The organism is Candidatus Micrarchaeia archaeon (assembly GCA_041650355.1).
In the GTDB taxonomy this organism is placed as follows: domain Archaea; phylum Micrarchaeota; class Micrarchaeia; order Anstonellales; family Bilamarchaeaceae; genus JAHJBR01.
Window position 1 is genome coordinate 1 of sequence record JBAZLI010000008.1, and the last position, 22,072, is coordinate 22,072.

General features: G+C 53.2%; 23 protein-coding genes and 2 tRNA genes. 13 read left to right on the forward strand and 12 right to left on the reverse strand.

The window, feature by feature from the left end; translation table 11 throughout:
• The 4 genes from WC488_01115 to WC488_01130 all read right to left on the reverse strand — a co-directional run.
• Positions 1-865, reverse strand: an 865-nt coding sequence (locus WC488_01115; protein ID MFA5077006.1) for a hydroxyacid dehydrogenase, incomplete at its 3' end; no start/stop codon positions are given.
• Between the two features lie 38 nt (positions 866-903).
• Positions 904-1,971, reverse strand: coding sequence for an aminotransferase class V-fold PLP-dependent enzyme (locus tag WC488_01120; protein ID MFA5077007.1), 1,068 nt, complete (start codon positions 1,969-1,971; stop codon positions 904-906).
• Between the two features lie 44 nt (positions 1,972-2,015).
• On the reverse strand, positions 2,016-2,828 hold the full coding sequence (locus WC488_01125; protein MFA5077008.1) for a hypothetical protein: 813 nt from the start codon (positions 2,826-2,828) through the stop codon (positions 2,016-2,018).
• Positions 2,829-2,870: 42 nt separating this feature from the next.
• Positions 2,871-3,032 (reverse strand): hypothetical protein, encoded by a 162-nt coding sequence (locus tag WC488_01130; protein MFA5077009.1) that lies wholly within the window; start codon positions 3,030-3,032, stop codon positions 2,871-2,873.
• A gap of 50 nt (positions 3,033-3,082) precedes the next feature.
• Here WC488_01130 and WC488_01135 point away from each other — a divergent pair, with 50 nt between their 5' ends.
• Positions 3,083-3,808 carry a PAC2 family protein gene (locus WC488_01135; GenBank protein ID MFA5077010.1) on the forward strand — a complete coding sequence of 242 codons (726 nt, stop codon included), beginning with the start codon at positions 3,083-3,085 and terminating at the stop codon, positions 3,806-3,808.
• A 35-nt stretch (positions 3,809-3,843) separates the two neighbouring features.
• Here the strand turns inward: WC488_01135 and WC488_01140 are convergent, their stop codons facing one another.
• Entirely contained in the window at positions 3,844-4,989 is a 1,146-nt protein-coding gene (locus WC488_01140) for a hypothetical protein (protein MFA5077011.1), read from the reverse strand.
• Positions 4,990-5,052: 63 nt separating this feature from the next.
• Entirely contained in the window at positions 5,053-6,009 is a 957-nt protein-coding gene (locus WC488_01145) for an Lrp/AsnC family transcriptional regulator (protein MFA5077012.1), read from the reverse strand.
• A gap of 128 nt (positions 6,010-6,137) precedes the next feature.
• On the opposite strand from WC488_01145, the gene WC488_01150 reads away from it, so the two are divergent.
• The 3 genes from WC488_01150 (at position 6,138) to WC488_01160 (ending at position 9,281) form a co-directional block, all read left to right on the forward strand.
• The gene (locus tag WC488_01150) at positions 6,138-6,878 is read left to right on the forward strand and encodes a hypothetical protein (protein MFA5077013.1); all 741 of its coding nucleotides are present in this window, start codon (positions 6,138-6,140) and stop codon (positions 6,876-6,878) included.
• A 56-nt stretch (positions 6,879-6,934) separates the two neighbouring features.
• Complete coding sequence (locus WC488_01155) at positions 6,935-7,624, forward strand: helix-turn-helix domain-containing protein (protein MFA5077014.1); 690 nt, start codon at positions 6,935-6,937, stop codon at positions 7,622-7,624.
• Positions 7,625-7,688: 64 nt separating this feature from the next.
• The gene (locus WC488_01160; protein MFA5077015.1) at positions 7,689-9,281 is read left to right on the forward strand and encodes a hypothetical protein; all 1,593 of its coding nucleotides are present in this window, start codon (positions 7,689-7,691) and stop codon (positions 9,279-9,281) included.
• 7 nt (positions 9,282-9,288) lie between these two features.
• On the opposite strand, the gene WC488_01165 is transcribed toward WC488_01160, so the two are convergent.
• Positions 9,289-9,414: transfer RNA gene (locus WC488_01165), tRNA-Leu, on the reverse strand.
• A 137-nt stretch (positions 9,415-9,551) separates the two neighbouring features.
• A complete protein-coding gene (locus WC488_01170; GenBank protein MFA5077016.1) occupies positions 9,552-10,211 on the reverse strand; it encodes a hypothetical protein in 660 nt (219 codons plus the stop codon).
• 51 nt (positions 10,212-10,262) lie between these two features.
• Between WC488_01170 and WC488_01175 the strand changes: the two genes are divergently transcribed.
• Together WC488_01175 and WC488_01180 are read left to right on the forward strand one after the other, a co-directional pair.
• Positions 10,263-11,000 carry a hypothetical protein gene (locus WC488_01175; GenBank protein ID MFA5077017.1) on the forward strand — a complete coding sequence of 246 codons (738 nt, stop codon included), beginning with the start codon at positions 10,263-10,265 and terminating at the stop codon, positions 10,998-11,000.
• Between the two features lie 26 nt (positions 11,001-11,026).
• Positions 11,027-12,481 carry a bifunctional UDP-sugar hydrolase/5'-nucleotidase gene (locus tag WC488_01180; GenBank protein ID MFA5077018.1) on the forward strand — a complete coding sequence of 485 codons (1,455 nt, stop codon included), beginning with the start codon at positions 11,027-11,029 and terminating at the stop codon, positions 12,479-12,481.
• Between the two features lies 1 nt (position 12,482).
• Here the strand turns inward: WC488_01180 and WC488_01185 are convergent, their stop codons facing one another.
• Positions 12,483-12,719, reverse strand: a complete 237-nt coding sequence (locus WC488_01185) for a hypothetical protein (protein ID MFA5077019.1) — start codon at positions 12,717-12,719, stop codon at positions 12,483-12,485.
• Between the two features lie 57 nt (positions 12,720-12,776).
• Positions 12,777-12,928, reverse strand: a tRNA-Thr gene (locus tag WC488_01190).
• Positions 12,929-13,085: 157 nt separating this feature from the next.
• On the opposite strand from WC488_01190, the gene WC488_01195 reads away from it, so the two are divergent.
• Positions 13,086-14,000, forward strand: coding sequence for a deoxyhypusine synthase (locus WC488_01195; GenBank protein ID MFA5077020.1), 915 nt, complete (start codon positions 13,086-13,088; stop codon positions 13,998-14,000).
• Positions 13,997-14,491, forward strand: coding sequence for a hypothetical protein (locus tag WC488_01200; protein ID MFA5077021.1), 495 nt, complete (start codon positions 13,997-13,999; stop codon positions 14,489-14,491). Before WC488_01195 ends, WC488_01200 begins: the two co-directional genes overlap by 4 nt.
• Before the next feature lie 9 nt (positions 14,492-14,500).
• Here the strand turns inward: WC488_01200 and WC488_01205 are convergent, their stop codons facing one another.
• Positions 14,501-15,250, reverse strand: a complete 750-nt coding sequence (locus WC488_01205) for a segregation/condensation protein A (protein ID MFA5077022.1) — start codon at positions 15,248-15,250, stop codon at positions 14,501-14,503.
• 79 nt (positions 15,251-15,329) lie between these two features.
• On the opposite strand from WC488_01205, the gene WC488_01210 reads away from it, so the two are divergent.
• Entirely contained in the window at positions 15,330-16,421 is a 1,092-nt protein-coding gene (locus WC488_01210) for a CBS domain-containing protein (protein ID MFA5077023.1), read from the forward strand.
• Positions 16,418-16,837, forward strand: coding sequence for a hypothetical protein (locus tag WC488_01215; GenBank protein ID MFA5077024.1), 420 nt, complete (start codon positions 16,418-16,420; stop codon positions 16,835-16,837). Before WC488_01210 ends, WC488_01215 begins: the two co-directional genes overlap by 4 nt.
• A 16-nt stretch (positions 16,838-16,853) precedes the next feature.
• On the opposite strand, the gene WC488_01220 is transcribed toward WC488_01215, so the two are convergent.
• Positions 16,854-17,996 (reverse strand): dihydroorotase family protein, encoded by a 1,143-nt coding sequence (locus WC488_01220; protein MFA5077025.1) that lies wholly within the window; start codon positions 17,994-17,996, stop codon positions 16,854-16,856.
• A 60-nt stretch (positions 17,997-18,056) separates the two neighbouring features.
• On the opposite strand from WC488_01220, the gene WC488_01225 reads away from it, so the two are divergent.
• From WC488_01225 to WC488_01235, 3 genes are all read left to right on the forward strand, one after another.
• Positions 18,057-18,863, forward strand: coding sequence for a hypothetical protein (locus WC488_01225; protein ID MFA5077026.1), 807 nt, complete (start codon positions 18,057-18,059; stop codon positions 18,861-18,863).
• 9 nt (positions 18,864-18,872) lie between these two features.
• Positions 18,873-20,261 (forward strand): phenylalanine--tRNA ligase subunit alpha, encoded by a 1,389-nt coding sequence (locus WC488_01230; protein MFA5077027.1) that lies wholly within the window; start codon positions 18,873-18,875, stop codon positions 20,259-20,261.
• On the forward strand, positions 20,258-22,072 hold a 1,815-nt coding region (locus WC488_01235; protein ID MFA5077028.1), incomplete at its 3' end, for a hypothetical protein. The genes WC488_01230 and WC488_01235, both read left to right, overlap by 4 nt.

Sequence of the window (22,072 nt, forward strand, 5' to 3'; positions counted from 1 at the left end):
CCACCAGCTTCTGCACAAGCTCCTTCCCAACCCGTTCCTGCGACTCTTTTGTGGAGCTCCCTATATGCGGAGTGAAAATAGCATTCTCCAATTCGAGCAGTTTCCCTGAATACGGCTCAGGCTCGTAAACATCAAGCGCGACTCCAGCGATTTTTCCTGATTTGCACGCCTCGTACAGCGCGTTCTCGTCCACGAGCCCGCCGCGCGCAGTGTTTATTATGCAAACCCCGCTCTTCATCTTCCCTATGCTCTGCGCATTCACCAGATTTTTGGTCTCATCCCTGAGAGCCATGTGCAGGCTTATCACATCCGATTTCGCGAACAATTCATCCAAACCCACAAACTTGACAAAAGCGCTCTTCTTCTCACTCCTGTCGTAAGCGATTACATCCATCCCGAGCGCGCGCGCCTTCTCAGCCACAAGCGCCCCAATCCTCCCGAATCCAACAATGCCGAGCGTCTTACCCATTATTTCCCTTCCAGTCAGGCCTTTCTTGTCCCAAATTTTACTCTTCATCTGCAGGTGCGCCTTCCCCCCGTTCCGCAGCAGCATAATCATGAATCCGATGCACAATTCAGCGACCGCATTGCTCGGAGCCCCAGGAGTATTTATCACTTTTATCCCCTTCTTCTCGCATTCCTTCGCATCCACGTTGTCCAGCCCCACGCCAGCCCTTGCGACTATCCTGAGCTTTTTCGCATAAGAGAGCAAATCCGCATCCACCTTGGTCGCGCTCCTCACAACGAGCGCATCCGCGTCCGCAATCGCACCCTTCAAATCCACGGGCTTGTACGCAGTCTCACCCAATTTCCTTATTTCCTCGACCACTTCCGGTTCCATGTTGTCCGCAATCACGATTTTCATAAAATCATCCGGAGTTCCCTCCGTACCTTTCCATCCCTTCATTTGACTATTTTTTCTATTCCATCAAGGCACCCGACCATCCATTCGTGCTTGAAGTTGCCCATATGCGCTATCCTAAGCCCGTTGTTGGCGTAAACGCCCCTGCATCCCACAATCTTGTACCCGAACTCCTTGTCCACCCTTTCCTTTATGCTCTTGGCCTGCTCAGGGCTATCGCACACGAATCCCGTAACGGTATTAGATTCAAAGCCAGGCTCAGCAACAAGCTTGAACCCCATCCCTGCAAGCCTCTTTCTCACGTAAGCCGCTTCCTCAGCATGCCTCTTCACAGCCGCAGGAACCCCGCCTGCCTTGTCCAGCACGTTGAAGGCCTCCTGGAGCGCCCAGAAGAGCGAAACCGCAGGAGTATTCGGGGTCTGCTGGTCTTTTTCATACCTTTTCTTGTGCCTTCTCAAATCCATGTAATAAGAAGGCACGCTCTCCCTTTTCGAGAACCTCTCCACAGCATCAGCGCCCAAGCCCAGGAGCGCCATTCCAGGCGGAGCTGCAATCCCCTTCTGGCTCCCTGTAACGAACCCATCCACATTGAACTCCTTCATGTTGAATTCGGTGCCCGGCCATGCCGAAATCCCGTCTATAATGGTAATCATTCCCTTTGATTTCGCGTATTTGCATATCTCCTTTATGTGGTTCCTGAGCCCATAGCCCGTCTCGTTGTAGACCATGCCCAGCACCTGCGCGTTGCTCCCATCTATCTTCCCCTTCGCGCGCTCCAGATCCCATCCCTTTCCCCCTTCTATGGCCCCGGCTTCGGCAATAGTGTAAATTTTCGCTGTCTCCACCAGCTTCTCCCCGAACTCCCCGTTCGGAAAGCAAATCATCTTCTCGTTCTTGAACGTTAGATTGGCCATGAGCGCTTCCAGCCCGAGCGCCCCAGAGCCCGTTATCACATACGCTTCCTGCGCGCCCAAATAGCCCTTAAACCGCGTGCACAAGTCCGCGTAAAGCGCGGTGAAATCCTTTGACCTGTGCGTAATCATCTCCTTTGTCTGCGCATTCCTTATCTCTTCCAGGACCGGCACCGGACCCGGGGCTAGCAAAACCATTTTTCCACCTCTTAAATTCACGTGCGCAGGCAATCCGCGCGCAATCAGTAAATAACTATTACCGGCTCAGAGTATCTCCTTATGTTCCCGTTGTATACGCGCTCCTTGAGTATGCGCTCCAGATACGCCGTTGCTTCAGTTTCCCCCTCGTGCAGCCAGCCCAGCCGCATGTTCAGCCTAATGATTCTGTTAGGGATCACGTGCCTCGTCGATTTCGGGCTGAAAACTTTGCCCTCCAGCGCGCGTTCCACTATCTCTTCCTTAGTGTAAACCTTCCTGTACATCACGGTTTTCCCCTTTTCCACCCACCCCGAAGCCTCCTCGTCCGAGTAGTATTGGAATGAAGTTTCGCCCCCGTTAAGCTTCCCCAGCACCCTCTTCTGCTCAGCCATCAATCCGTCCAAATCATAGGAGCCCGGCTCCACGAGCGCGTATTCCTTTTTCCCGCTGTTTTTCTTGGCAATCATGAACGGCGCTTTCTTGTCCGCGAGGCTCTTCAATCCAATCTCGAAGTCCACTGCATCGAGCTTGAGCCCGGCGCTTTTCACGTTCTCGAACGCAATCTTCTCAGAAACAGGGAACCAGGTCCCGATTTTTATGTCCGGCCTTGAATAATCCACGAACTGGCAGACCGCCCTGGGGCACTTTATCATGCTCAGGACCTTTATCCTGTGGTTCCCGTCGAGCACCACCCTGCTCTTCTTGTCCACGAGCAGAGGGTCCACCAGCTGGCCTATATTCAGCATGGCCTCCTTCAGCCTGAGCAGGTTCCCCGGGATGGTCTCCTCGTGGCTGTGAAGCGTCCCGAGGTCGCAAATTTTGAGCTGTTCGAGTATGTCTTCAAATAAGGCGTCCATAAACCTATTGTCCAGGCTAACTTTAAAAAAAGTATACTTGCCCTAATTTGCGAGCACTTTGTCAGCTATCTTTATCACGAAGATGAACGCCAGCGCCGCCGCCAGCACGGCCTTCGGGCTGACCTTTATGCCTGCAAGCTCCATGTTCGAGCCCACGCCCAGTATTCCGGCGCTGCTCATGGGCATCATTACCTGTTTTGCCATGCATTGTTTTTCCAGCCAATATTTATAAAGTTGATTTGTTTTATATGCCCATGACTGTGGACATAGTTAAAACCGCCAGCTTCGACGCCAAAAACCCACTAATAATAGTCGGTTTTCCAGGGATAGGCCTTGTAGGGAGCGTCGCTACCGCTTATTTCGTGGAAAAGAACGGCTTCGAGATGGTGGGCTACATAAGCAGCGGCGATTTCGCGCCTCTTGCTGCAATCCACAACTACAAACCCCTTCCACCCGTGCGCATTTACTACTCGAAGAGCCTCAACATAATGGTGATAATGGGCGAAATAGTGGTTCCTGTTTCAGTTTCGCACGACCTCGCGCACCGAATAATGGATTTCGCGTCTGAGCTCAAGGCCACCCGCATAATCTCGGTCGGGGGCATATCCCTGAGGGAAAGCGAAAGCGCGGTCTATCTGGTGGGAAACGAGCAGAGCAACGTGAACGCGCTGGTTTCAAAGAAAGTCGGCAGGAGCATAAAGGAAGGCGCCACGACCGGCGTTACAGGAACCCTGCTCGCAGTGAGCGGCCTTTCCGGCTATTCCATGCTCGCAGTGCTTGCTGAAGCCAGCCCTGACTTCGTGGACCCGAAAGCCGCTTCCAACGCCCTTCAAGTATTGTCCAAAATAATCGAAGTTCCGATAAACACGGTCGAGCTGGAGAGGGAAGCGCGCACCCTTGCGCAGGGCGCGAAGGAGAGCGCGGTGAAATCAAAAGCCTTGGGCAAGAAGACCGGCCCTACCGGCGGAATGTACGGATAAAAGGGGTATTTATTCTATTTATCAGTTTGCCCTTTTCACTTGGATTCCATATACGCATCGTACATTCCAGGCAGGGTTTTCCACTCGACTTTTCCAGAGCGCACATACGGGTCTATCCTCGCGAGCCATTCGTCCAGCAGCGTGCTATTCAGTTCGGAACCAAGGCTGTTGGACAAATAATAAGTGTTCACCCTGCCCTCTTCCGAGAGCGCAATCGCCTGCTCCAATTCCTCAATGGAGGCGTTGATATCCTCTTTTGTGAATTCGCACTTCTGCCCGCTCCTGTTCCCGCTCTTTTCCTCCCACATGCAGCTCAGCCCGCCGCTCGCAGGGAGCATGACCACCTTCCCGTTCTGCGCGTCATCCGTGAGCCAGTCTACGCCGTTCTCCATCCTCCAGGGGTAAGTTCTATTCGCAAGCTCCCCAGGGAACACCTGGTGGCACGCGGCCGGGCTCGGACAATCCCTGTACTCGGCAGGCCTTACTCCGGGCGGCATTGAAGAAACGCAGTACGCGACCTGCCCGGTTACGAATTTGTAGCCAGAATCCCTTGCCGCGCTCACCCAATCCAATTTGGAGCATATCCCTGAAACGTGCCTCACTTCCACTCCCAGCGTCTCAAGCTCCGCCTTCCCCGCTTTCAGCTCGTCCAAGAAAGTGACATAAGTGTAATTCGTGCCTACTCCTGCATCCGCATGCACCCCTATTCCATGCCCCCTATTTTCCATTTCCTTGAGCACGTTCTCGTTCCATTTTATGCATCCGTCCGTGTATTCCTTGCTCTCAAGCGTGAGCTTCGCCCCGTGCTTCTCGAAAACGTCCGCATAATTCCTCACCGCTTCGGTGTGCCTCTGGAAACTGGCGTTGCTTCCGGTGTCGTCCCACCCCTCGAGGTGAACCATGAAACCTAAGTAGAGCGTCGCGTTTTTGCCATCAATAGTCTGGTTCGCCGAATCAGCTCCCAGGTTTTCCGCTTCGCAGTCCTGGGGGCACATTCCGCTGCTGTTCTCTATCCGGTCGCAGGTCCCGTCCCCGCACATGTTCAACGGGATGATGTTCTTCACTTCAGGCAGCCCTCCGCTGAGATTAGGGCCCTGTCCTGTCCCAACACCTCCCTGCTGGACGCAGCCCAAAAGCAGAAAACAGGCAACAACAACCAATACGCACTCCTTCATTCCCATGTGCTCACCGAAATTCCTATTCACCTCATCCTTTTCAACCTTTGCCTTGCCGGCAGTATTCAGCTATCTTAGTGGATTTAGCATCTTCTCATCTATGACAGCTATAAAATCGTATTTGCCCAGCACGTTCCCGAATCTTGTTTTTAAATCTCTCGTAAACTCGTGCAATTCGCTATTATTGCGCACTATCACATCGGCCTCAATGTCCCAACTCCCTATCGCCTTGTTCAAAAACACCACGTCATCGCACTGGGCGCAGAAATCCACGAACCGCTTCTCATCCTCTTTGGTCGCGTTCCTGAAACTTATGAGCATTTTGTAATAATTGAACCCAAGCTTCTTCGCATCAAACCATGCGGTGTATCCGAGTATGAATTTCCTTTCCACGAGCTTCCTTATTCTGTATTGTACAGCATCCGGAGTGAGGCCGACTTTTTTTGACAGTGCAACCGTGGTTTCCCTGGAATCCGCATAAAGCGCAGAAAGCAGCTTAAGATCAATCCCATCAACCTTTTCCGGCGGGCTGATTTTTTCCATGGGCAGTTGCTTGTGCCTCGGGCTCTCAAGCGCCTTATTCCAGGACAAATACAATTGATACGTGGTAGTTATGACAGTTTTTTCAACAATCCTGGTTCCGAACCTGTTCATAAACAGATATACGGCTTCCTCTACCTCCCGTTCATCTGCAGCTATTATCCTCCATAACACATCGTACTCGCCTTCGCACACCGTGGCCCAGAGCGTTCTCGGATAAGCGTGCATGAATCCCATTACCTCCTGCTCGGTCTTTTCGTCCATCGCTTCGAATTTGGAGTAAATTCTGTAAGACCTGAGCCCCATCTTGAGAAAATCTACATCTGCAAAAAGAAGGGAAACCAATCCCTCCTTTTTCAACTGCCTCAGTCTTCTTTCCACGGTTGCCGGGCTCAACTTGAGCTGTTTCCCCATCTGCACAAAGCTCATGCGCGAATCCAGGTAAAGAAGCGTAAGCAGCTCCTTATCCTTCCTGTCCAGGTGCATATGTAATTTATCCAAATAAATTTATTATATCTTTCGTTTTTCTTTCATTTTTTCCTAAAGCGTATTAAGTATATCGAAAACCACATAGTTCAATCACTAATAACAAAAAACTCCAAAAAGGTGATGATATGATGAAAATAAACCTGCTGGAAACCAAAACCGAAAAAAGGCCGATGCACACCAAAAATCCCGAACCGTTGAGCGAGAAACCCCGTGGTTTGCGCATGAAGCGTTTTATCCGCACCGCGGCAATTGCAGGTGGAGTTGCGCTTTCCCTGCTCACTCCAGCAAAAGTCCATGCTCAAGATGGATGGGCAAATTTCAGATTCGGCTACAGCACAAACCAAAGCACCACCGCAACCCTAGAGGGCGGAACTTCAATAACCGACAAGCTGAAGTTTTATGGTTTTGCCGAGTTGGATGGTACCAAGGAAAAGCCGTTGGATCTTGCGCAGGGCGCTTTCCTTAAGCTCAGAGTTACCCAAGGCATCGGAAACAATTTTCACGTAATCGTTGAAGACCTCCTGACAAACGGAGATAACCGCGTAAGAGCCGGAATTGCATTCACCCCCATGCTTGGAAAAGGGAATTACACGCTGGTTTCAGCAATGCCTTTGGGTGTGGGCGGGAAGAAAGGGCCGCAATTATTCCTTTTCATGTCCCAGGAGATATCAAAAAGAATTCAGGCGCAGCTGCTTGCCGACTATGCAAGCAAACCCAATACGGTCTATCTTGAACCGGAACTCAATATTGCTATAACGAAGCATTTGGCCGTGCTTCTTCAGGGTCGCTATTTCGGAGCGCCTGAAAATATCGGAAAAGCCGGTTCCTGGAATGCAATATTAGGGATAAAATGGAGCATTAAATGAACTAAAGAGGCATGAAGGCAAGCCATTAAATATCACGGTTTGCACAATAAAACAACATGGGAAAAACGAAGCTCGCCGAGCTCTGTGTGTACCATCACGACTGCCAGACCAGCATAAGCTCGGAAAAATTTCCCGGAATAACGCTTGAGCAGCTGAGTCCCGTAGTCTATTTCTCTAAAGGCCCCGCAAGGCTGGATTACAGCCTTTTGTGGCGCGTGGGCGCCCATTCTCCTTCCGAACTGGATGAATACCTGGCTTACGTGAAGCACGATTCCAAGACAAAAAAGCTCCGCGTCCTGGAGAAATCAGATTCTAACGCGCACATCCTGCTCCGCTTCAAGGGCTCGAGTTCAACATACGACGCCGTGCTCTCCAGCGGAGTAACCTACACATCCAACGTGACCGCAAAAGCAGGCTTTGAAGTCCACCGCGTCCTTGCAACCGAACCCAGGAACATGGGCAGGATGCTCTCCGAACTCTCTGCAGTAGGGGACGTGAAGGTGCTCAAAGTGGGGGAATTCAAGAGCGGCTCGCTCTCCAACCTCCCTTCTCTCACGGACAAGCAGATCGAGGCGCTCAAGGCCGCGCTCATATCGGATTACTACTCGTGGCCCCGCGGCTCCACACTGGAGAAACTCGCGAAAACGGTCAAGATAAGCAGGCGGAGCGTGCAGGAGCGCCTCAGGAGGGCCGAGTCCAAGCTGATGCCCTTCGTGATACGCGAACTGGCCAGGAAAAAACTCTGATTTTGCGCAGAGTTTGGACAAATGCCCAAGCAATCCTCAAATATATCCGGCGAGCGATATCCCTATGGGAAGCGGGGAAACTTTCGGGGTTCTGGAAAAAAGATGGGCCAGCGCGTGCAGAATCCTGTTCAAATCCGAATTAGGAAGCCTCAGGGAATACGCGCCCTGGCTAAGGCAGAACAACGACCCGATAATGCCAAGAAAATCCTCAATTTCGGGCAGGAGCACTTCCTACGCCATCCCGTCTTATGCCCCAAACTCCAAATGGATAAGCTTAGACGAGATAGATTTCAAGAAAAGGTTCAAGCCGCTGGAAATTGATGAACTCAAGGATATTGACACGCTGGTTCCAGCTCTCGCGGAAAGGTTCTACTACGCAGGCAACGTGGTGCTCGGGAACTCCGGTTTCGTGGAAGACAGCTCCAACATAAGCGACAGCTTCTACATGCACGAAACCGGGACGCTCGCAGATTCCAAATACGTGGCCTACTCCACGCTCGGCCGCCTGAATCAGGACTGCTTCGGCTGCAACGGCATAGGGGAATCCCAGTTCTGCATAAAATGCTACGAGACGTTCAAGGACAAGCGCTGCTTCGAACTCTGGATGGGCCAAAACTGCTCCGACTGCTTTTACTCGCACAACCTGAACGGCTGCCAGGAATGCCTCTTCTGCTTCAACCTGAAGAACGCAAGGCACGCGATAGGCAATCTCGCGCTCGGAAAAGAAAAATATTTCTCGATAAAGGAATCCCTAATCTCGCAGATAGCCGAAGGGCTAAAAAAGAGCAAGCGCATCCCCTCGCTCGTTGAAATGGTCGAAAAAAGCGGTTTCGAAAAGCCCGCTTCGTTCGCATCAGCGTACGAGCCGGTTCCGGGACCTACGATAGACAAATCCCCAATCCAGTCCGCTTTTTCCGATACGCTTTCCCTGCTCCTCAACGCAAAAGTCCGCCTGGATTTGGACGATTGCTCCGCGTGGCTCCAGCGCTACACCCGCGCCCAGGAGAAATGCCGGTCCGCGGCAAGCGGCCTGCCGGTCTTCAGGCGCGATTACTCGTGCTATTTCCGGCTTCCGCGCGACAGGCTGCTTACGGCTTCGGAATCCCAGGAGCTCGGCCCTCCGCTCAGGCTTTCTGAATCCGACGCGGAAAGCCTGCGGATTTCAAACGCCCCTGGGAAAATCGGGAAGATTGCATTCTTCACCTCCGAATATTTTGACGGCACGAACCTGAATCTGGTGGAATGCCCCACCTCCTCGGATTCCGCGAACTGCTACCGCTCTTCTCCGGTAGTGTACGCGAAATACTGCGCCTACTGCTTCTGGCCCAGGAGCACCGCCTACGCGTTCGGATGCGAGAGCGTGCTGGACTGCGACTTCTGCGTGAACTGCTACAACTCGGTGAAGCTCTCGCGCTGCTTCGAGCTTGATTCGTGCAGGGAATGCTCTGATGTTTATTTTTCGCACAACTGCGAGGCATCGAGCAACTGCATGTTCTGCTTCAACGCGAAAAGCCTGAGATACGCGGTAGGAAACGTGGAAATCGGGCGCGAGAAATACATGGAATTCAGGAAGAAAATCCTGGAATGCATTGCCAGAGAGCTGGAAAACTCGAAAGACCTCAAATGGAGCATTTTCAATCTTGGCTCGAAAAATTAGAAATTTGTGCAAGGGGGAGGATTTGAACCTCCGTAGACGCTAGGTCACAGGATTTCCGTTTCCAATTCCGGGTTTTCAGTTCCGGAACAGAGCCTTAAGTCCTGCGCGATTGACCGAACTCCGCCACCCTTGCGAACGAAGTGAGCAAGGGCTTGAGTCGCGTCAGCGACTTGGCGGGTATTTGTCGAAATGTCGACAAATCTGAACCGCCACCCTTGCGCATAAACATCTGTGGCACGGTGATTAGCATTCCAATATTTTAAAATGCGTTCATGCCTTCTTCTGCTCAGGTTTAGCCTCGGCTTTAAGCTCGGCCCTGGCCAGGTCTGCAGTTTCCGCCTCGGAAAGCTCCCTGAGGAAGTCCTCCTCGTTTATGAACACGTAATTGGCTTTGCAGAATTTGGAATAGAATTTCTTCTGCTCCTCGTATTTTATCGGAGCCTGCACGAACAAACTCAGCCCCTCCCACATGCCGAACCACCCGAGCGGAGTGAGAAGCGTGGCGAGCACCCGCACGCTGTGGGAAACCGGGAAGAGATCCTCCGAATAATACGTGAGCAGGAGCACCCCGAACCCTACGACGAAATAAACCGCTCCCGCGCCCTTCCTCTTCCCTATCTCCACGTCCAGCTCCTTTATCTGCACCTGGAAGTACCCCTTGAGCCTTTTCTTTATGAGATTCTCAATCCGCGCCGAGCGCATCACGGCAGGAATGGAAAACCTTATCTCCACGTCCCCCTTCTTGTTCTCCACGTACCTCTTCTGCATCTCCTTAACGAAATCGTCGGAAAGCACGCGGTGCTCGTAGCCCGAAGGGTCGAAATCCGAGAATATGTCGTCGTACGTGTCCAGCGCTATGTGCAGGAGGTTCAGCAGGGAAGAAGGTTTTTTCTCCTCCACTTTCTTCGAGGGCACAATCGATTCCGCCATGGATTCCTTAAACACGAATAACTTTAAATTTGCAGCGCATTAAAAGCGGACATGGACGCTCCTGGAAATCCGGAAACAAACGCGGCTCTCATCTCTTTTTTCGCCGCCATTCTGTTCCTCGCAGTGCCTGTTTGCCTCTTCATACTAGACGAGGAAATGATGAACTGGGGCTACGGGGTGAGCTGCATATTCTTCTTCCTCTCCGTGTTCGCAACGGTTTCCGCAGCGGTTTTCTTCATGCGCTCGCGCACTTTGGGGCGCATGCTCAAAGGCGAGGGGCTGCTCGCAGTATGGAAATACGCCCCGGAGGAGTGGAAATCCTACGCTGAAAAGGAATTCAGGGAGGAAAGCTCTGAGAAAAAAGGCTTATTCCTGATCGTGGCCGGAATCGCGCTCTTTCTAGGGATTATTTTTTTCCTCTTTGACCAGGAAAGCGGCCTGTTCGTGCTCGGAATCATGGTCGCGCTCACAATCCTAATAGGGATAATCGCGTACCTGGTCCCTCTGCTCAATTACAGGCGCAACAGCGCAGGCCCAGGGAAAGCGTACATTTCGCGCGAAGGGGTTTTCCTGAACGGCGTTTTGCAGGAATGGGCTTTGTTCGGCTCTTCGCTCGAGGATGTAATACTGCGTGAAGGAAGACAGAACGTGCTCCAAATCACTTATTCCACGCTCGGAAAGGGAAGCAGGAACTTCTACACTGTGCGCGTCCCGGTTCCGAGAGGCGAGGAAAAACTCGCGGCCAAGATAGCAAAAGAGCTCATAGAAGCGAACGCCAAAGGTCAGTAGCTTCAATTAATCTTACGGGTGGGAAAATGAAAAGGGAAAAATTCACCATACTGCATTCCAACGACATACACGGGGACTTTCTCTCGGAAAGCGGCCCTGCGCACGAAGATGCGCTCGGAGGCCTCGCGCTCCTCTCCGGCTACATAAACAAGGTCCGGAAAGAGGAGAAAAACGTGCTTTACGTAGTTTCCGGGGACATGGTGCAGGGCTCGCTCATCGATTCTGAATACAAGGGAATTTCCACGGTGGAGATAATGAACTATCTGGCTCCGGACGTGGTTTCCCTGGGCAACCATGAGTTTGACTATGGCTTGCCGCACCTGCTTTTTCTCGAGAAGATGGCCAACTTCCCCATAGTGAACAGCAACCTCTACATAAAAAAATACTACAAAAGGCTGATGAAGCCCTTCCACATAATCGAAAAAGCCGGGCTCAGCATAATGTTCATAGGCATAATAACCGAGAAGATACTGGATTCGCTCAAGGGCGACAGCCTGGTGGGGAGCTTCATCACTCTGGAGGAAGCCAGCTCTGAAGTGGGAAAAATAACCGACAGCTACAAGAACGACGACATAGACCTGACCGTTTTGCTCACACACATAGGGCACGAATCAGACATCGAGCTGGCCAAAATGCTCAGGCCCGAGTGGGGCGTGGACATGATAATAGGCGGGCATTCCCACACCGTGCTCAGCGAACCAGCCAGGGTGAACAACATTCTCATCGCCCAGGCCGGAGTAGGGAGCGACCACATAGGGAGGTTCGACATAACTGTGGACGACGACACGAACAGCATAGTGGATTACAAATGGAGGCTGGTGGACATAAAGGGCGGCATTGCCGAGCCCGACCTTGCGCTATCGCAGTACATCAAATCCTACAAGGACATTATAGACCGGAAATACAACTCGCTGATATGCAGGCTGGTGGGCGAGGCAACGCATCCGCAAAGGGAGGTTGAAACCTCCTTGGGAAACCTGATAGCCGACGCGTTCGCCGAAATAGCAGAGTGCGACATCATGCTCGTCGGCTCAGGCTCCATACGGGCGAAAAGCCTCGGGCCCATGGTAACCCTGGGAGACGTGCAGCGCTGCTTCCCCTACGACGACAGCCTGAACCGATTTGAGATAAACGGAAAACAGCTCAGGAAAATATTCAGGCACATAATGCGGCCAGAAAACCGCAATTCCGAAGGCGAATGCTATCAGGTGAATTCTGGCGTGAAGGCTGTTTACAGCGCGGGCGAACTAGAACTCAGCGTGGGAGGAAAGCCGGTCTCGGATTCTGGATTTTATAGGATATGCATGCAGGGCTACCACATGAACAACTGCAAGCCCTATTTGGACATAAGCCTGGAAGAGCTCAGGGAATCAGGAAAATCCAAAGTCGTTTCCACTTCTGCGCAGGGCGTGCTCCAGGAATATTTGTCCACCCGCCAGAACCTTGCTCCTAAGTTGGAGGGAAGATTGGCCTATTCGTGATTCACTTTATTTTGATGAGCACCAGCACTGACGCAACAAATGTGAGCAGGTTTCCTGCAAGTATGTCCGTTGCCCCGCTGAGATAAGAATCTATCATAAGGAGCGCAATTCCCATCGCGCTCGCTGCCGGCAAAGCCCTTATTACCTCCTTTTTGCCTTTGGAAAGGTGGAGGAATTGGAGAATCCATCCCAGTGCGATAAGCACCAGGCCAACGAAACTCAGATACGCTATTGCCACGGCATCACCAGGGCAATATCTCAGAATAATTTATTTACTTTTTGTAGAATTTAGAAAAGCCCCAGGAGGGGATTGAACCCCCGACCTTCTGTTGTTTCTTCCCCAATTCCCTCATTGTGAGGGGGTTGCTTGGGATTAAACACTTTAGGGGGACGCTTCCCCCTGAAGGGTTATACGAAACAGACGCTCTACCACTGAGCTACTGAGGCGGACAGGGGGCTTCTTATCATCTGAGTACCAGCTCGCCCCCTTCTTCCCAGATACCCCCTCGCTGGTTTAATCTCTTTCATTGCACAGAGGATATCCCTACCTACATATTCTGTGTCTAATTAGGTTTTAAAACTCTCTTCGGCCTACTCTAAACTGATAAAAATGAAAATCGAGGACTTGAGGCTAGAGGATTTGCAGAATACCAAAACATTAGTTTCCAAATTCAAAAATGCGGGCTTCCAGGCCTCGAAGCTCAACCAGGCAGTGGAAATAGCAAATAAAATGAAGGAAGAAAAAGCCACAATCTATTTCACTTTCACTGCGAACATGGTCGCTTCAGGATTAAGGGGAATTTTCGCAGGCCTGTGCAAAAGGAAATACGTTGATTTGGTAATCACAACCGCAGGCGCGATAGAGCACGATTTCATCCGCGCGCATTCCAATTACGAACTCGGAGACTTCAACATGGACGATGCGCAATTGCACAAAAAAGAGATAAACCGCATAGGAAACATCCTCGCGCCCACGAAAAATTACGTCCTTTTTGAAGAAAAAATAAAGCCTATTTTCGAAAAACTCTACAAGGAAAAGAACAAGACGATAAGCCCCAGCGAGCTTGCATTTGAGATGGGCGCTTCCCTAAAGGATGAAAATTCCTTCCTCTACTGGTGCGCTAAAAACAAAATCCCGGTTTTCTGCCCGGGAATCACGGACGGCGCGGTAGGCCTGCAAACCTATTTCTACAAGCAGAAAAGAAAGGACTTCGGGATTGATGTTACAAAGGACATGAACCAGCTCGCGTCCATAACCTTGAACGCGGAAAAAACCGGAGGAATAATTTTGGGGGGCGGAATTTCAAAGCACCACGCGATAGGAGTGAACATCCTGCGCGGCGGATTCGATTACGCGGTTTACATCACCACGGCGCAGCCCTGGGACGGGAGTTTAAGCGGCGCACGGAGCTCAGAAGCAGTGAGCTGGGGCAAAATCTCGGAAAAAGCCAACCACATCACCGTAGATGGCGAAGCTACGATACTATTCCCTCTCCTGGCCGCGGGGCTGAAGTTGTGATTTACTACTCTCTCGCCGCCCTGATGGGCATGCTCGTGAAAATCGTGGACCAGCTCGAGGACGTGCTGAAAAACAATTCCCCTGTAAAATACATCCTCGCAATAATTTACGGCATAATAGGCGGATGCATAATTTCTTATTCCTCATTCTCTTCCCTGTGGATTGCCGCGCTGTTCGCCCAGCTCCTTGCGGGAAAACTGGATCGCCCGGTGCACATGCTCGGCTTCTCAGCCTCGCTCCTTTTCTCAGCAATATTCGGAATCGCGGACTTCCGGCTTTTCGACACGTTCGCGTTTCTCATCGCGGCGTTCATAGATGAATCCAACCCGCTCGGATGGAATCCGGCAATAAGACCCGCGCTCAAGCTGGCTTCACTTGCATTCGCGCTGATTGGGAGATGGGATTACCTGTTCGCGATACTGCTTTTCGACATTGCTTACTTTGCCGTAGGGATGGTAATTCCGGAAAAGCCGCGAAAGCCAATCAAATAATCAGTTGGGCTAAGCGATTTTCTTCACGAAAATCTCTCCGAAAAATTCGTCCTGCTTCAAATCCACCATCCTTCTCTGGCAAAGGTGGAGCAGGGGCAGCAGGGTGTAAACCATCTCCTCCACCCCTCCGCCGTCAAGCAATTGCGAGAACGTGGTCCACCCCTCCCCGTCAACCTTCCCCTTCACTTTCGTGAACACGCTGTCCATGCGCTCCTCTATGTCGAATTTCGGGGCAGGAAGATTCATAATCTCGTCCGCGGGCTTCAGTTTCGGAGGAGCCGGGTTGTCGTATTTTATCACCTTCTCCATCTCCCGCATCAGGTCCTCCATGGTTATGGGGCCCTTGGGCGGTATGCGCGAAACCAGCTCTATCTGCGGTATCTCCTCTGGCGCGTAATTCTCCGCAACTTCCTCGGGCTGGGCTTCAACCGCGAAATTGAGCACGTTGCTCTTGTACTTGAGAAGTATCGCGGCCGCCAGTATCACGTTCGCAGGCACGTGCAGTTCCAAATCCTTCATGTTTTTTATGCGCTTCAGGAACCCGTTGGCGAGCACCGTGATATCTATGTTCCACGGGTCGAGCCGCTCGCTCGCAATCATCTCCAGGAGCATCTCCTTCCACGTGGGCTTGAGCACCATGCGCTCTATGTCGTTGGCCGAGACATTGCGGCTTGGTTTAGGCTCCGGAGCTTCAGCCGGCTCCTCGTCAAAGTCAGCGCCCGATGCTTCCAGTTTGCCCTGCGCCTGTTTCGCCTGCATAAGCGAGTTTTAAAATATTCAGTTTTTAATCCTAATCAATGCAGGCTTGCGGGTTCGCATTCAGTTCCGGGTGGTTCCAGTGGATTTAACAGAAGCTAAGGTTTTCGACGCGTCAGAGCCCCTGTCGAAGGCCATTGACGAGATTTTAAGGAGCGGGACAGCGGTTTTCGTAATGAAGGGCGGCAGGTTTTTCGGCCTCATAGACGACAGGAACATGAGCATGGGCATTGCCGACCCGAGCAGGGCGAAATGCGAGGGCGCAAGCGTGAAATCCCCCACAGTGCAGACCGGAGCGTCGGTGCAGGAGCGCATGGACGCCTTCCTCTCGGGCCATTTCAAGGCGCTCCCGGTAGTTGACCCGAAGGGGAAGATAGTAGGTTCCACCTCACGTTCGGATCTGCTCCGCGAGCTGTGCTCCCTGAAGCTGGTCCCGCGCGTCCAGGTCTACCAGTTCATGAGCAAGCCGGCGTACACGATACGCCACGACCAGACGGTTGCCGACGCGAAGACCATAATGAAGAAAACCGGCGTCCACCGCCTAGTGGTGACGAGCGGCGAGAACGCAGTCGGAGTAATATCAACATTCGATTTCGCAGGCCTTTTCTCGAAGCCCAGGGAAAGGAAGGGCTACCAGGTGATAAGCCAGATAACGAGCTCGGAATCCAAGAAGATAGACGATATACTAAGGGAGCGGTTCTCTTCGGTGCCCGAAACCTTCACGCTGGACGAGGCGGCCGAGAAAATGGCGTCCGAAGGAGTTTCGTCCCTGGTCATCCTGGACGGCATGAAGCCCACGGGCCTGATATCCGCAACCGACGTTTTCAAGGTGGTGCGCAGGCTCTTCGAAAACGAGAAGGACGTCATGGTGAGCGGGCTCGACCCGGAGCACCTCGTCTACTACGGGCGGATAAAGGAAGGCGTGCTCGGTTCGGTGAAGAAGTTCGAGAAATCCTTCAACATAGACAACCTCGCGGTGCACTTCAAGAAGGGCAAGACCATGTACGAAGCCACTGTCCACATGGACCTCAACGGGAGGCACGTCGCGTTCAAATGCGAGGCCCACGAGCTCGGCGAAGCGGTAGCGATGATTTCGAAGGAATTAAAAATAATCTTTGAGAAAGCAAAAAGCGAGAAAATGCAGCTCAAGAAGCGCGAGAGGGATATTGAATGAGGAAAGGCCAGGTAAGCACCGAACTGCTCGTAGTGATAGGCTTCGTGGTACTGCTTTTCATACCCCTAATAATGCTCGTCTACTACAAGACCAGCGAGCTCAATAGGGACATAGACGGCATGCAGAGCCGTTTGCTCACGTCCAAGCTCGCTTTCATAGCCAACTCCCTCGGGTACATGGGTAGCGGGAACGCCCTCAAGTCCGAATTCACGCTCCCTGACAGGGTGCGCACCCTGGAATTTAGGCCCCTGGGAGCCGGCGGGGGCGAAGTGCTCATCACGCTCAGCGACGGGAGCCAGGTTTCGCAGGTTACCAGCTTCCCGTTCGACAGCCCGATGAAATACTCGGGTGGCAACAGCTACAAGCTCGAGTTTTTTTCCAACGGCGGAATAATCTACGTAAAAAGTTCAGCCTGATTTTGATTCCCAAGCTTCATTCCAAACTGAATGCGGTTTCCCCTCTGATGATGGTTTTAACCGCCCTGCCCCTCAATCTTTTCCCCTCGAAAGGAGTCCATTTGGACTTGCTGCAAAAATCCGCGCCCCGCACAGTCCACTCCCTCTTCAAATCCGCGAGTGTTATGTTCCCCACATAACCAGGCCCGATGCGCCCGTAATCCTTCAGGCCCATTATCCTGGCCGGATTTTCCGAAAATCGCTTGGCTATCCAGCCCAGGTCCACCATCCCTTTAGAATAAGCGTCCAGGAAAAGCGAAAGCGCAGTTTCGAGCCCTGGGAATCCGAACGCGCCCTTCCTCTTGTCCTCGAGCGTATGCGGCGCGTGGTCTGTCGCAACCGCATCTATCTCCTCCAGCCTCGTCCACAATTCCGAAACAGCCCCTATGGTTTCCAGCCCGGGCTTCACGAGCGCCCTGCAGTCCCCGTCTTCGAAATCCGACCTGCACAGGAAAAGGTGGTGCGGCGTCACGTCAGCAGTCGCAAGCTTCCATTTCTTCGCCGCCCCGAGCACTGCCTCGTTGGGCACATGGGTGATATGCACCTTCCGCTTCGCCTTTTCCGCAATCCCCACGGCCAGCCCGATTTCCCTTGGCTCTGCGTGCACGAATACCTGTCTTTCCTTTGGAAAGGCTTTCATGTGCGCGGCTACGCTCTTTTCATCCTGCATGAGCAGATTGCCCGTGGTCATCCCGAGATACATCTTTAGGCTCTCAGGGTTCGCTTCCTTCACTTCCTGCAGGTTGCTCTCAGTGGCGCCGAAGTGGAACCGCACCTCGCACCGGGATTTCGCCGCGAGCCTTTTCTTCTCCTCCAGCGCCCCCTTGGTTACAGTGGGCTTCGGGACGTTGTTCGGCATGTCGTACACGAGCGTGTAGCCCCCTGCAACCGCAGCAGAGCCGCCGCTTTTGAAATCCTCCTTCCAGGTTTCCCCCGGCTCCCTGAAATGCACGTGCATGTCTATGAGGCCCGGGAACGCGACCAGCCCTGAAGCGTCCAATATCTCTTCGCCCTTTGAATCCAGCCCCTTTCCCACTTTCGCGATGCGCCCATCTGCAATAAGTATGTCCGTCTGCCTGAATTCGGAGTCCACGTACGCGGTCGCGTTCCTTATGAGCATGTGCGTCCCTCTATAGGTTTAGCCACTATGTTTTTAAAAATAGCCCACGAATCCGAACCCATGAGAAAGCTTCTGTCGTTGCTTCTTGTCGCGTCCGTGGTGTTCGCCAACTTCCAGCTCCAGAACCAGGAAATCGCAGTGAAAATCAGCGAGGACGGGAGCGCCATAGTCGAGGAGCGCCTCAACCTCATCGTGTTCAGCCAGTACAGCATGCAGCTCTACGAGACCGGCTACGACAAGAACACGCTCGCGGGCTGGCAGGAAATCACGAACATAAGCGAGATAAAGGCCCACGTAAGCACTAAGGACTCGGACGTGCGGGACCTCATAATCCGGCCCCAGCCCCTGGAAAAATCCCTTTCAGCAGGGGACGTGTGGTACGGCCAGATAATACTGGATTACTCTGTTTACCCATATTACGACAAGTACGGCGAGCCGATAAACGGCACCGGCCTGGTGCAGATTGAGAAATACAAGCCCAGGACCACGCGCTACACGCTCAACGGGGGCGCGTTCAACCTCCCGCGCACCGAGCGCGGGGACATCAGGCTCGACAAGGACACCACGCTTGCGATAACCCCGCCTCCGAATTCCATGATAACTTCGCTCAATCCGCTCCCGCATGATTTGAGCGGCGCGAAGCTGCCGTTGCGTTCAAGGGTGCTGAGCTGGAACGGCCTCACGCTCGTGCAGTTTTCGTTCGAGTACGAAATCGAGCAGAGCCTGGACAAGGAAGTGCTCCAGTTCTTCTCCGAGGTCCAGAACAGCATACGCGCGAGCCTGGTGAGCACAGAGGGCTTCGCGGCCGTGGGTATAGCGGTCTTCCTGATACTGGCTTACTTCTACCTTCGGCTTTCCAGGAGATAGGTGCTTTTGATGGAATACAAGTACGAGGCGGAGATGCTTTCCCATCTGAAAAAGGGCAGGAGGATGGGCCTTGAGGAGCTTGCTTCATCAGTGGGAATAGAGCCCGCGGGCATAATGCGCCCGCTCGTATCCTTGGAAGAAAAGGGACTGGTGAAAAAAGAAATCAAGGTGAAATCGCTGCCTCCCGAGCCCACGCCGGAATTGAAAAGATACCGTAAAGAAGGCTTTCCGGAGCTGAACGTTTACAGGAAAGCCCGCGCCGGCAAAACAATCCAGGACTTGTCCCCGGAGGAGAAGCAGTACGGCATCCAGTGGGCCAAGAAAAAGGGGTGGGTCGAAGTTGTCGGGGGGAAGCTCATTCCAAAAATTGAAAATCTCGACGTCAAGGAAGGGCAGAGTGCGAAACTTGACGATTACTTTTCTGCTGCGGAGCTGATTGAACGCGGCCTGCTGGTTGAAAAAACCGAAAAAGAAATCACAATTGAAATAACCGAAAAGGGGCTTTCAGCTGAGTTTTCCCCTGAAGGCATAGCGCAGCTCACTCCGGAAATGCTCCGCACCGGCTCCTGGAAAGGCAAGAAGTTCAAGCCCTACGACGTAACCGTTCCCTCGAAGGACGCCCGCATAGGCAAGGCGCACCCGCTTTCCATAGCCATGGACAGGATACGGGACATATTCGCGGACATGGGGTTCGAGGAGATGGAAGGCAACTACGTGGAAAGCGCGTTCTGGAATTTCGACTCCCTTTTCCAGCCCCAGGACCACCCGGCCCGCGAACTCGCGGACACATTCTATCTGGAAGGGAGCGAGGAGCTTCCGGGCAAGGAACTCGTGGAAAGGGTGAAGAAAGCGCACGAGAAAGGGTGGAAATACGCGTGGAGCGAGCGCGAGGCCAGGAAAAGGGTGCTCCGCACGCACACTACCGCCGCGAGCGCGAGGCACCTCGCGTCCATGAAATCCGCGCCGAAAAAATATTTCGCAATAGGAAGAGTGTTCAGGAACGAGGCCACGGATTACAAGCACCTCGCCGAGTTCCACCAGGTGGAAGGAATAGTCGCGTGGGAGGATGCAACTTTTAGGGACCTGCTCGGCCTCTTAACCGAGTTCTATTCCAAGCTGGGATTCAAGCGCATAAAATTCCGGCCGAGCTACTTTCCGTACACAGAGCCCAGCCTCGAGGTAATAGCCTATTTCGAGCCCAGGAAGGAATGGGTGGAAATGGGCGGGGCGGGCATAATGAGGCCCGAAGTCTCGATTCCGCTGGCTAACACTTATCCGGTGCTCGCATGGGGTCTAAGCCTGGAGCGCCCGCTCATGATGCTCATGGGCCTCACGGACATCAGGACGTTCTACAAGAACGACCTGGGATGGCTCAGGAAGGCAAGGGTAAAAATATGAATTACAAGTGGGCCGCTGCCATCCTGCTCGGCCTAATAATCCTCGCGATTGCAGTAATGCTCCAGCCAGCCCAGCCTGCGCCCCAGGGCACTGAAAACACCACCACAGCAGGGACCGCGGTCCCGCTCGAGCTGGGCTTCGCAGAAGACTACGGCTACGCGGTCATAGCGTACAACGGTTCCGGCACCGCGACGCTCCTCTCGCTTTCCGAAAAGCCCAAATCCTCGATTCTCGTGCTCAATCGCGACTATTTGGGGACAGAAAGGTACTCCTACTTCCTCGACCTGCTCAGGCCTTTGGAGAAGGAGGGGTTCAAAATCACGGAAATAGATTCGCTTTCCGAAGCTCCGGCGCAGGAAAACTGGAGCATAATCATAATCCCCTCGGGAGCGATGCCTTCCTACGCGCTCCCCCTGCTGGATTCCCTTTCCGGGCAGAACAGGATAATCTACATAGGCCGCAAGGACCTCGTGTACTCTGAAAAACTTGTGGGCATGGACTGGTTCTCGAACCTCTCGAATTCCACCAGGCCGCGCATTACCGTGGTAGAGAAAAGCCTCGATGAATTCTATTCTGAAAAGAACTATTCCCTGATAGACGACATACGGACCAACTCCTGGGCAGTCAGGAACCGCTCGGTTTTCCAGTATTCGGGCGAGGGAAGGAGCACGGTGTTCGTGGCGCGGAGCAACGGAACCTGGCTCAGGATGCTCCCTGCATACGATTCCGGGCCCATGCCCCAGCCCAGGGCGCGCATAGCCGGAAGCTCGGATATTTTCCCCTGGGAAAAAGCCACCATGACCGTAGAGCTCAATTTCTCCACAGGTGTTTCGCAACTCGTCGCGGAAAAGGACGGAACCAGGATTTCCAGCTCTGAACTAGATAGGGTGAGGGGCGACGAGGCGTTCGTGATTCCGCTTTCGTTCAACTCCTCAGGGGATTACATAATCAAGGTAATCGACCAGTCAGGCGTGCTCGGGGCCAGGCGCGTGCACGTGAAAGACCTCAATATTTCCCTATCCAGGGCCTACGGCAACTCGTACGAGTTCCTGGTGATCCTGGACGGCGCGCCGCTCGCTGACGCGGACGCGGTGGTTGGAATAGAAGGCTCGCAGAACACGGTGGCAGAGAAAGTGAGCAACGGGAGACTCAGGGTCCTCGCAGAGCTTCCCCAGGGCAGGAGCGTGTTCGTCATTTCCATTTTCGGGCAGGAAACCCGGGTTTCGTACAGCAACAGCCAGGATGATATCCTTGGATTCTACCTCAAGTACTTGGGAGTCGGAATTCTGCTCGTAGGGATTTTCTACGTGCTCATCCGCCTCGGAAAAAGGCCGGTTTACCGCATACTGGTCCCGGACAGCGTTCCCGGCGCAAATCCAGAGCTCAGCCTTTCCTCCAAAAACGTGGTGGACGCGATGCTCGAGAGCGAGAGGCGCTTCGGCTGGAAAGGCGTTCCGCTGCACGCCCGCGAAGTCGGAATCGGGCTGAGGAAGTACCTGGGAGGCATGGACGTGAGCGAAGGGAACGTGGAGGCCATAATGAAGCGCCTGGAGGATAAGGGGCTGGTCAAGAGCCACTTGGGGATGTACGGCCTTTCAGCCTGGGGCGACCCGAAGCATAACGCGCTCAGGAGAATCGTGCGCGACAAGCTCGTGCAGAACGGGATTTCCTTCTCCGAAAGCGCCCGCGGCTTCACAGCCGGGCGGCGCAAGCTGGTGTTTTCGCTTCCGGACGCGGCCAGGGATTCCGTAGTGATTTTCGAGGACGAGGCCGAGAAGAAGAAGTACCTTTCCTCGCTCCACGGCAAGGAA